This is a genomic window from Rhodococcus sp. IEGM 1302, assembly GCF_030056935.1.
Lineage (GTDB): Bacteria > Actinomycetota > Actinomycetes > Mycobacteriales > Mycobacteriaceae > Rhodococcus_F > Rhodococcus_F qingshengii.
Genome location: NZ_JASHKY010000016.1, coordinates 1 through 11,620, shown reverse-complemented (window position 1 = coordinate 11,620; position 11,620 = coordinate 1). Strand labels below are relative to the sequence as shown.

Here is an 11,620-nt window from a genome sequence, read left to right as displayed (position 1 = left end):
ACGGGTCTCGAGCCTTCCTGTTCTCGAAGTTGTCCGTTTTGTCTCTGGTTATCGAAAGTGTGTTCGATTAAACTTTCGGTATGGACAGTCGGGGAGCGTGGCAGCTGGATGGTGAGGGCCTCAAGGGTGAGGTTCTGGATCTGGTGCGTGTCCGGCACGAGTTGCAGTCGCGGATGGTGTTGCTGATCGTGGAGATGTTTTCCCGTGAGGTTCTCGGTGGGAAGGGTTTTCGGGCGATCGCGCAGTGGTTGCATGGTTCGACGAATCTGGAGATCGGTGAGTGCAGTCTGCTGGTCGGGTTGGCGCGGTTGTTGATGCTCGAACCTGTTGTGGCGGATGCGTTTCATCGTGGTGACGTGGATGCGTTGAAGGCGCGGCAGGTGGCGTCGTTTTGTCAGCATCCGCCGAAGAACATGACCCTGGCGGATGTGGACAAGGCTCGCGGGATCTTGTTGTGGTTGGCGTCGAAGAACATTGCTGATTGTGATGCGGTGCGGGCGGCGATTCGGCGGATCGAGAAGCAGTACGGCAAGCGTGAGGACGGCGTTCCGGTGGGTGAGGATTCGGAGCGTAACGAGTTCTACGCGTCGAAAGGCCTGTACGGCAGAGTAACTGTGAAGGGTGATCTGGATGCTGTGAACGGGGCCCGGTTGATCACGTTGTTGTCGAGTCTGTCGGCTCCGACGCCGGAGAAGGACGGCGTGAAGGACACGCGTACTCCGGCATTGCGGCGGGCGGACGGGTTTTGTGAGTTGTTGCGCCGGTATGAGCGGGCGGGGTTGGGTCCGATCGAGGGCGGGGTGAAACCGCACATCACGGTGACTGCGTCGGCGAAAGACATGACGGACCTCAAAGCCTTGAAGGACCTGTTGCCGTCCACGGAGGAGTTGGGTTTCGCGTGGACGGATTGGGTGGGCCCGATCAGTATCGACACCGCCCGGATGTTGGCGTGCGACTGCACAGTCACCCGGATCCTCCTGGGTGAGAGTGGTGTTCCGCTCGACTGCGGTAAGGAAGTGCGAACGGCGACGGTTCCGCAAAGGCGGGCGTTGGCGGTTCGCGATGGTGGGTGTGCGTTTCCGGGGTGCGGGACTCCGTCGGGGTGGTGCGATGCCCATCATATTGTTCACTGGAACGATGGTGGCCCAACAGATCTCGACAATCTGATCTTGTTGTGCGGTCATCACCGCCGGACGATGCACCACACGGAATGGCGGGTGGAGATCGGACCCGACCGAAAAACCGTGTTCTATCCACCGATGTCGGTTGATCCGTATCAACAGCCGATCGGCGGGAACGGCCCACCGACGGCCGCCTGAACGGCCAAAACTGAAAATGCCAGCGTATGCACCGGGGAAGAATCATGCCCCGTTACATGCGCTGGCATTTCGTGTTCCGGAGAGTTCAGGGCAGCGACCATAACTGAGTAGTCACGAGGTAGAAGACGACAACCCAGAACAAGGTCACCGCAGCGACGATTGCCACCCCTTGTGCGTTGGTTTTTGCGACAGGAATCCCCGGAGGCGGACGCAGCCAACGGCGCAGGAGTCGATTCACGTAGTACGGCATCGTGAAGAAACTCATGATGAAGCTCGACAGCAGATTGCCGATCAACAATCCGAGCCAGAGTGGCAGCTTCAGCGGTGACAGCGCCAAAGTAAGCAAGACGACAGTCGGGTAGAGACCGACCCAGACCGCGATCGAGGTTTTTGTCTCCGAAGGTGGAGGGGCCTCGTTTCCGTTCTCGTCGAAGGCAAACCAACTGCCGAACGAATTGTCCACGGTTCGCAGTTCGAAGTCGTGAAACTTGCGGCCCTCGGCGAGGAGTTGTTGTCGCTCAGGGGAAGTCAGCCACGTATCGAGGTGGGCAGCATTGTCGAAGCGATACAGCAGGGTCCATTCATCCTGCACACCGTCGACGGGGCGAAACAGTTCGGTGCCGCGGAATCCGTCGAAAGCACTCTCCACCTCCCGAAGGCGATCCTGCCAGGCAAGGAACTCGTCGATGCTGTCGTCACCGACTCGGTGCGTCACTACGACGGTCAGCAGTGGGTCCGGAGGCCTGATCCCGCCGCTCACTACCTGCTGCGTGGCCGGGCAGTCGAAGAACTGACGACCGCTGTCGAGGTAGTCCTGCCTCGTCGCGCTGTTGATCCACGCTTGAACATGAGCGATGGAGTCGAATCGGTACACGATCACCCAATCAGGTTGGGTGGGCGTCGGAGCCGCGATTTCTGCCCCGAGGAAGCCTGCATAATCTGCGGCCGCCCGGTTGAGATCTTTCTGCCAGACCTCGAATTCTTTCTCCAGTCCGGCACGCACTCGCTGGCCGATGATGACCGTCGCGGCGCTGTCCGCCGACGTGTGCGCGGTCATCGGTTCAGGCCTGTGTAGATGCGTTCCGGGGTGAGCGGTAGCGACCGGAATCGTGACCCGGTTGCATCCTGCAGTGCGTTCGCCAATGCAGGGGCAACCGGATTGATGCAGCACTCCGCCATGCCCTTGGAGCGGAGAGGACCGACGGAGTCTGATGACTCGACGAGGATCACCTCCGTGCGTGGGATATCTGCATATGTCGGGATCCGGTAGTTACGTAGATTCGGGTTCATCATCGCGCCGTTTGCGTCTACGTGGAAGTTCTCGGTGAGTGCGAAGCCGATGCCCTGGGCGACGCCACCTTCGATCTGTCCCCGCACCTGCGCCGGATTGATGATCACCCCAACGTCGGTGGCTTGGACGCTGTAGAGAATGCGGATCTCGCCGGTGATGCGATGGACGGCAATCCGGAAGCCATGAGTGTTGGACACCACGCTGCGCGGAGATCCGTATGCCTTCCGCGCCTCGGTGAATCGGATCCCGCGCGGGCGTGCGGCCTCGAGTATCTCTTGCAGTGTTAATCGAGTACTACCGCAGACGATCTTGTCGTCGTCCATCGAGCACTGGTCAATCGACACGCCGGTGTGGTGCGCGGCGAAGGCAAGTAGGCGATCGCGGAGCGCATTCGACGCGCGAAGTACCGCGTTCCCAGCGACAAACAGGCCGGCGCTGGCGAAAGCGCCTGTGTCGAAACCGGTTCGGTCGGTGTCCGACTGAATGATTCGTACACGTGACGGTGTTGTGCCCAGCTGATTCGCGGCGATCTGCACGTGGGCGGTAGAAGTTCCCTCACCGAATTCGACTGTGCCGATGGCAAGTTCGTATACACAGTCTTCGCCGAGGGTGAGCCAAGCCTCGGAAATGTGCTCGGTGGGTGGCGCGGTCTCGTGTAGTGAACTGGCGGTACCGGTGCCGATCAGCCAATCGTCTCCGAGCGAGGGAACCGGTTGGCGCTTCAACGCGGCGTCGATCAGATCTATGCATTGTCCCAGTCCGTCTTCGGTGAAGATCACGTCGTCTGGGCCGTCTTCGAGTGCGACGAGCGAATCGCCCGGTCGGACGATATTGCGTCGACGCAGTTCGAGCGGATCCATGTCCAGCGCGATGGCCAATTCGGTCATGGCCGATTCCACGGCAAAGGCCGGTTGCGTCATCCCGTACCCACGTAGAGCGCCGCTCGGAACATTGTTGGTGTACACGGAATACGCATCGAACTTCTTGTTGGCGCAGCGGTAGAGCGAGACCGCCGCGCCGCCGGCAAAGAGTGTCTCTCCACCGTGGTTTCCGTACGCACCGGTGTTCGAGATGTTTCGGTACTGAAATGCCGTGAGGGTTCCGTCAGACTTGGCACCGAGCTTGATCGTGAGCTTCATCGGATGACGCGGCGACGCGGTGGTGAACTCTTCTTCTCGGGTGAACTCGAGGCAGACGGGACGACCGGTGTCGAGGGTGGCGAGCGCCACCAGATCCTCGCTGATCACTTCCTGTTTTCCTCCGAACCCGCCGCCCACGCGTTTGCAGAACACGCGTAGCTGATCCGGGCGGAGGTCGAAGAGATGGGCGAGTTTGACCTTGGCGATGGAGGGGGACTGCGAACTTGTGCGAACGTGAAGGCGTCCGTCTTCCATCCAGGAGATCGAACCGTGCGTCTCGAGGTGCGCGTGCTGAACCCGCGGCGAGAAGTAGGTGCCTTCGTGGATGACGTCGGCCTCGGCGAACCCGGCCTCGACGTCGCCCACATGACCGTGAAGTTCGAGCAGGATGTTGTGCTCGGGATCTCGAACAAAGGGATCGTCGGATCCGTGCAGGGCTGGAGCGCCGTCGGCCATGGCCTCTTCCGGATCGAACACGGAAGGCAGGATCTCGTAATCGACCTTCACCTTCCGACGGCCTTCTTCCGCAGCGACGACGGAGTCGGCGAGGACGGCCACTACACGCTGACCCACGAACCGCACGACGTTGTCGAGAATGTAGGTGTCGTCCGGATCGACAAGGTGGTCGGTATGAATTGCCGTGGTGAAGAGCTTGCGCGGCACGTCTTTCCAGGTGTAGACGCGATGGACACCGGGGACGGCGAGCGCCTCGGTGGTGTCGATGGAGGTGACGCGGGCATGTGCGTGAGGCGAGTGCAGCACTTTCAGGTGCAGCATGCCGTCGATCGCGGTGTCCATAGTGTATTCGGCTCGGCCGGTCACCACGTCGGTGGCCGCCGGCGCCCCGACGCTGGTTCCGACGGCCTGTCCCGGGAGGGCAACTTCGATAGCACCGACACCGTTGACCGCGTCTTCGATGGATCGGTAACCGGTGCAGCGGCACAGGTTTCCCTTGAGCGCTCGCGGCAAGTCTTCTTTCTGCGCGTCGGTGAGCGCCGCCGAGGTCATGATCATCCCGGCGGTGCAGAACCCACACTGAAAGCCGGGTGCATCCCGGAACTGCTGCTGAATCGGATGGAGATCTTCGGGCGTGCCGAGTCCCTCGATCGTGGTTACCGCGCGACCGTCGGCGCGAAAGGCGGGCGTGATGCAGCTGTGTATCGGTGTTCCGTCGAGCCACACTGTGCACGCCCCGCAGTCCCCGCCGTCGCACCCCTTCTTCACCCCGTGGTGTCCGAGGTGCCGAAGAAACGTCCGGAGACACTGTCCCGGGAACGGCTCCTCGTGGAACTGCCGGTCGTTCACCGTGTAGCTCATGACTGGCTCCCCGTGAGTTCGTTTCGGAGCTCGTCGGCGTAGTGGCGGGCGAGGTGGAGGCGGTGGTCTGGGGTTCCGTTGGGATCGTCGAACCAAATGTCGGCCGAAATGGAGTCGACGGCTCGTCGCAGAGAGTGCTCGTCCGGCATGGTGTCGAACGTCAGCCGGATCGGATGGGTGGTGCCGGCGGTGATGGTGAGGTGAAAGTCGTCGGCGCCAGGAGTCTGCGTCGCGATCATGAAGATCGTCGAACGGCCGAGGTGCGTGAGACTGAAGCGGCGGTGGGCGTGCCGTTTGGTGAGTGCGTGCACCGGGAACTCGATGCTCCGAAGGACTTCGCCCGGCTCCAGGACATTCTGGTGGTCACCGGTCACGAAGTCGCACGCGTCGACGGTCCTCACTTTTCCGTCGGTAGCCCATAGTGTGAACGAAGCCTCGAGTGCAACTGCCAGGGTGATCATCGGTCCGGCCGGAAGCGACATGCAGATGTTGCCGCCTACGGTGGCCGAATTCCACACCTTGAAAGACGAGAGGAAGTACTCGCAGCTGACGCGAATAAGTGGACTCGCACGCCAATTGTCCGGCGGGACAAACGCATACAGTTCGGCAACGGTGCACGTAGCTCCGACACCGAAATGAGTCGGGCCGACCTCCAGTGGTGTCCAACCGAGCGCGGTGAGGTCGACCAGTCGACGCGTGTCGGGTTGTTCTGCTGAGAACAGCCACGTTCCTCCCGCGAGCCAGGCGTCGCCGGGACGCCACACGTCCCCTGGGCGATCCGGTGGTCGGCGTATCACGTCGGTAATGGTGGTGATGTCCATGCGCCTGCTCCCCTCGGGGGATGTGTCTTCTCGGAGTGGGACATTACCGAGGTGACGAGACGCATTCACACTTTTAGTACATATCGGGCACGCGAAACATGAGCGATACGTACGTGACATCGACTGGTGGGGCGGTGCATGCGCTTGCCGATTCTGGGTACGACTGCTTGAGAGGCGCGATCAGCCTCTTGCTTTCGCGCTGTTGATTCGGACGCGGCTACGCACTCGGCGGCCGCGGAGATCATGCGGGGCGGGGCGCTGTGAAACCCTTCGAGGTAAGTCGGACCGACCCTTCTGATGAGACGCTCTTTCCGCTCTCGGCCGCCCAACGGGCAACCTGGTTCGCTCAGCAATTCGATCCCGAAGTCCCGATTCTGATAGCGCACTACGTGGAGCTGCGCGGCGAACTCGACGTCGAACTGCTGGATCGCGAAACGCGAGCGGTGGCATACGAGTTTCAATCTCCTTTGCTCAAAGTGATCGAGATCGACGGTCAACCGATGCAGTACGTGGACGAGACATCTGAGATCACCGTCCGTCTTGTCGACCTCCGTGGGTCCCCCGATCCGATCGAGGATGCCCTCGGGTGGATGCGCCGAGATTGCCGGACGCAGCTCGACCTGGCAGTCGACGGAATCGTCGCGACCGCTGTGCTGCGCGTCGGTGACGCGCACTATCTGTGGTACAGCCGCATCCATCATGTTGCGCTCGACGGTTTCGGTGCCATGACCATGATGAACCGCATTGCGCATCGGTACTCGGCCTCGGCGGCGAGAAAGGACTCGCAGCCGAGTCGTGCGGCGACACTCCGGACGCTGTACGACATCGACGAGCGGTACAGAATGTCGGATCGATTCGCCGCCGACCGGGAGTACTGGGCTGAGCGCAATACCACCCTCGCCGGATCCAGCCTGGCGGAGGCTTCTGGGCCCGCGCAAACCGAGAGCCGACTCGAAAGCACACTGATGTCGGACCGAAGTTGTGCCCTTCTCTACGAATCCGAGAACCACGCTGCACCGGTCATCGCTGCGCTCGCGTTGTACCTCGCGCGGATGACGGCGAAAGAGACTGTCCAGATTCATGTTCCGATGTCCGGACGGACTACGGCGGTGCTGCGGGATTCGGGCGGCATGATGGTGAACGTCACGCCACTGCTCATCCGTGTCGCAGCGGTCGACACCGTCGGTGAACTGTTTGCCCAGGTCCAACATGAGCTCATGGGTGCATTGCGGCACCAGCGCTGCAGCCTCGACGACATCCGTCGGGACGCAGGCGTGACGAGCGGTCTGGAAGGCGAAGACTCATATGCCGGGCCCATGGTCAACGTCATGCTGTTTCGCCAGGAGGTGCAGTTGGGCGAGGTGGTTGGGGAGTATCACATCGTCACCTCCGGGCCGGTGGAAGACCTTCTGGTCAACGTGTATCCGAGCGGCGACAGGCTGCGCGTCGACTTCCGGGCAAACCCGATCCGATACGAGGAGGCGGGTTTACGCGAGCACCACCGGAATTTTGTCGGCTTGCTGGAAGAGTTGATCGCGTCTGATTCCGGTGCCGAGCTGGCAGACATTCACGGCCCGACGGCCCGGGAGGGCGAGCGACGACAACGCGAAGTGCGGCACCTCGAATATTGGAGACATGAGCTCACCGGGGCGCCCGAACTATTGCAACTTCCCTTCGATCGGCCCAGACCTGCAACGCAATCGCTGGAGAACGGACGGGTTGAGGTCCAGATCGCCGCCGACACCCACGCGCGGATCACGGCGATGGCGAGTGATCTCGGGACGGACACTCGTGCGGTCTTACATGCAAGCTTTGCTCTTCTGGTGAGCCGGTTGTCCGGTGCTTCGGATGTTGTGATCGGTACGCCCGCGGGATCCGACGCGAACATCGTCGCCATCCGGAGTCGCGTCGATCTGGTGACGACTTTCACGGCACTCTTGGGCAGTGTCGTCGAGGTCCGAAGTAATGCGCTGCCGCACAGTGGGATACGGCTCGAGCAGGTGGCGGAGTCGCTCGAGTTGGAGGATGTACCTGCGTATGCGCCGGTGATACAGGTGACGTTCGAGTCCGTCGCCAGCGCTGACGAGCACCCTCCCGACCTCGGCCGCTTCGATCTCGGAGTGTCTGCAGTCGAGACTTTCGACGAGGTGGGTACGCCGTCCGGAATCACGGTGACGCTCGCGTTTGCCACCGACCTGTTCGACGCCGAGACGGTACGTGGCCTCGGTTTGCGGTTCGCGCGCGTCCTGGAATCCGTGACCACAGATCCGACAATGATGGTCGGCGACATCGACATCTTGTCCGACGACGAGCGATCCGCGATGCAGCCTGTACGCAGTGACCCTCGCGCTTCGCACCGCACCCTGGCCGAACTGTTCGACGGTGCGGCGCGCACACACCCCGACGGCGTGGCCCTGTCGTATCTCGATGCCGAGTTGACGTATCGAGAACTCGACGAGCGTTCCTCGAAGTTGGCCCGAGAATTGATCGACCGCGGCATCGGTCCGGAAAACAGTGTGGCGCTGGGTATGACGCGTTCGATCGAATCGGTTGTCGCGATGTTGGCGGTGACCAAAGCTGGCGCGGCATTCGTGCCGGTGGATCCGACCTATCCGGGTGAACGTGTTCGCTTCATGCTGACCGATTCCGGCGCCGTACTGGGGCTCACGGTCGTTTCCGAACTTCATCGTTTGCCGGATTCGATTTCCTGGATAGCAATCGACGACGCTGAGTTCCGTGGCCGACTTGCACGGTTGTCCGTGCGCTCCATCTCCGATGTCGATCGGGTGCACCCGATCCGGCCCGACAATCCTGCATACGTGATCTACACTTCGGGTTCCACCGGACTCCCCAAGGGGGTGACGGTCTCGCATCGTGGACTGGAAGCGCTTGCTGCCGAACAGCGTTCGCGGTTCGGTGCGACCCAGGATGCGCGAACATTGCACTTCTCGACCCCGAGTTTCGACGCCTCGATTTTCGAATACCTGCTGGCTTTCGGTGCCGGAGCGACCATGGTGATTGCGCCGAGCACGATCTACGGCGGTGACGAGTTGTCTCACTTCCTCGAATCCCAGCGTGTCACGCATGGTTTTGTCACTACTGCGGCGCTCGGAACAGTTTCGCCCGAGGGCCTTTCGGACTTCGGCGAAGTGGTGGTCGGTGGTGAGGCCTGTCCGCCGGATCTCGTGCAGCGCTGGGCTCCCGGCCGACGGCTGTGCAATGCGTACGGGCCGACCGAGACCACCGTCATGTCGAACATCGGCGAGCCGATGGTGTCGTCGGAGGACATCACAGTGGGCGGTCCGCTCCGCGGCTTCGAGGAGATCGTGCTCGATCAGCGATTGCACCCCGTCCCCGACGGTGTTGTGGGCGAGCTGTACATCTCGGGAGACGCGCTCGCACGTGGATATCACCGGAAGTACGCGTTGACCGCAGAACGATTCGTGGCAGACCCCTTCGGCCTCCCCGGGCAGCGGATGTATCGAACGGGGGATTTGGTGCGGTGGCGCCGTGGCCGTGGACTCGAGTACGTCGGTCGTAGTGACTTCCAGGTGAAAGTTCGCGGATTTCGTATCGAACTCGGGGAAATCGACAGCGTCGTGCGGTCGTGTCCGCAGGTCGAGAATGCAGTCACCGTGGCGCGTGCGGCTCCCTCCGGGACAGCGATGATCACCACGTACGTCGTGCCTGCCGGCGGAAGTGCGCTCTCGACGGCCGAGCTGACGCGGTACGTCGCGAGCCGTGTTCCGTCGTACATGGTTCCAGCGGCATTTGTTCTACTCGACGAGTTGCCGGTAACTCCGGCGGGAAAGGTCGATCGCGCTGCCTTACCGGCACCTCGGTTCGATGCTCGGTCGGACAACTTTCGACCGCCCGAGGGCGCTGAAGAACTACTGCTGGCCGAGATTTTTGCCGACGTTCTAGGCGTCGAGACGGTGGGTGCGGGTGACGACTTCTTCGAGCTGGGTGGGAACTCACTGATCGCCACAAAGGTGATCGCACTAGTCAATGCCGCTGAAGCAATCGATTTCGGGGTGCGGACTTTGTTCGAAGCACCGACGATCGAATCACTGGCCCTCCACGTGCGGGATGCGAAGTCATCCCGCGTTGATCGCACGCGTTCGAAGCGTCCAATCCTGCAGGCACATTCGTACAGGGACAAGATTCCGGTGTCTGTGGCACAACGACGCCTGTGGTTCGTCAATCAGTTCGACACGTCGTCCCCGGCCTACAACATTCCGATGGTGGTCCGACTGTCAGGTGCCTTGGATGTCGCTGCAATGCAGCGCGCGGTAGGAGATGTTGTCGATCGGCATGAATCGCTCCGTACCGTCTACCCGGCGTCGGTCGACGGCCCACATCAGGTAGTAGTGCCTTCGGAACGCGTGACGTCGAAGATTGCGTGGGAAGTATCCGTGGACGAGGAAGCCTTGGACAGGCGCATCGCCGATCTCGCTCGCGAGGGGTTCGACGTGAGCGCGAACGTGCCCCTGCGCGGCTCCCTTTTTCGGGTCACGCCGGACGATCATGTCCTTGCGCTGGTGGTTCACCATATTTCGGCGGACGGAGCATCCCTCGAGCCGCTGGCCCGCGACCTGACCCGCGCCTACGCGGCGCGGGCTGCGAAACGGGCACCGGACTGGTCGCCTTTGCCTGTGCAGTACGCCGACTACAGCCAATGGCAGATCGAACTGCTCGGCAGTGACGACGATCCGGACACGCTCGAGGCGAAGCAGTTGGACTACTGGACGTCCACCCTGGCCGGTCTACCTGACGTGATCGACCTTCCGCTGGATCGACCGAGACCGGCGGAACGATCCATGCGCGGTGAATCGGTCCGATTCTCGGTGCCCGCAGACGTGCACAGTGAACTCCTCGAACTCGCTCGGAATCACAACACGACACCGTTCATGGTGATGCACGCAGTGCTGGCGGTTCTGTTGGCACGGCTGAGCGCCTCGCCGGACATAGCGATCGGGACTCCGGTAGGAGGGCGCGCCGAGCAAGTCCTCGACGATCTGGTCGGGATGTTCGTCAACACGGTCGTCCTGCGAATCACCGTTGACACCGCCGCGACTTTCGAGGAGATCCTTTCACGAACTCGCGAAGTCGATCTGGCAGCGTTCGGACAAGCCGAGGTGCCGTTCGAGCGAGTCGTCGATGCAGTTGCGCCGGAGCGTTCGTCATCTCGCTCACCGCTCTTCCAGGTTCTGTTGGAATTCCAGAACACCGCAGATCCCCACCTCGAACTACCCGGACTGGGTGTCGATGTTGTTCCAGTCGACGTCGGTGTCGCCAAATTCGACTTGCAACTGTCGCTCTCCGAGCAGCGTGGCAAAGACGGCGTCCCCATGGGTTTCGATGCCGCCTTCACCTATGCCTCCGATATCTTCGAGCGCACCACAGTCGCCGAGTTCGGCGAGCGTTTCGTCCGCCTCCTCCGGTCGGTCGTGTCGGATCCGACAGTGCCAGTAGGGGATACGGAAATTTTGGGCGCGCCCGAGCGTGGGTTGGTGGTGGGTGGTTGGGATGGTGTGGGGGTTGTGGTGGGGGGTTTGACGTTGGTGGATGTGTTGGATGGGCGGTTTGCTGGTGTGGGTGGTGGGGGGTTGGTGTGTGGTGGGGTGGTGTTGTCGTGGGGTGAGTTCGATGTTCGGGTGAATCGTTTTGCGCGGTTTTTGATTTCGTTGGGGGTGGGTCCGGAGTCGCGGGTGTGTGTGGCGTTGTCGCGGT

Annotated in this window: 5 protein-coding genes; 2 read left to right on the top strand and 3 right to left on the bottom strand. The window is 61.7% G+C overall.

Annotated elements, in window-relative coordinates; all coding sequences use genetic code 11:
• The first annotated feature begins 80 nt into the window (after nt 1-80).
• The gene (locus QM609_RS20015) at nt 81-1,319 is read left to right on the top strand and encodes an HNH endonuclease signature motif containing protein (RefSeq protein ID WP_076948675.1); all 1,239 of its coding nucleotides are present in this window, start codon (nt 81-83) and stop codon (nt 1,317-1,319) included.
• Nucleotides 1,320-1,404: 85 nt separating this feature from the next.
• Here the strand turns inward: QM609_RS20015 and QM609_RS20010 are convergent, their stop codons facing one another.
• From QM609_RS20010 to QM609_RS20000, 3 genes are read right to left on the bottom strand one after another with little or no spacing between them, the layout of a single operon-like run.
• Nucleotides 1,405-2,376, bottom strand: a complete 972-nt coding sequence (locus QM609_RS20010) for an antibiotic biosynthesis monooxygenase (RefSeq protein ID WP_283337360.1) — start codon at nt 2,374-2,376, stop codon at nt 1,405-1,407.
• The gene (locus tag QM609_RS20005) at nt 2,373-5,066 is read right to left on the bottom strand and encodes a molybdopterin-dependent oxidoreductase (RefSeq protein WP_050655354.1); all 2,694 of its coding nucleotides are present in this window, start codon (nt 5,064-5,066) and stop codon (nt 2,373-2,375) included. The genes QM609_RS20010 and QM609_RS20005 overlap by 4 nt, the downstream gene beginning before the upstream one ends.
• Nucleotides 5,063-5,887, bottom strand: coding sequence for an FAD binding domain-containing protein (locus tag QM609_RS20000; protein ID WP_050655355.1), 825 nt, complete (start codon nt 5,885-5,887; stop codon nt 5,063-5,065). The genes QM609_RS20005 and QM609_RS20000 overlap by 4 nt, the downstream gene beginning before the upstream one ends.
• Before the next feature lie 260 nt (nt 5,888-6,147).
• Here QM609_RS20000 and QM609_RS19995 point away from each other — a divergent pair.
• The coding region (locus tag QM609_RS19995; protein ID WP_283337359.1) for a non-ribosomal peptide synthetase at nt 6,148-11,620 on the top strand (5,473 nt) is incomplete at its 3' end.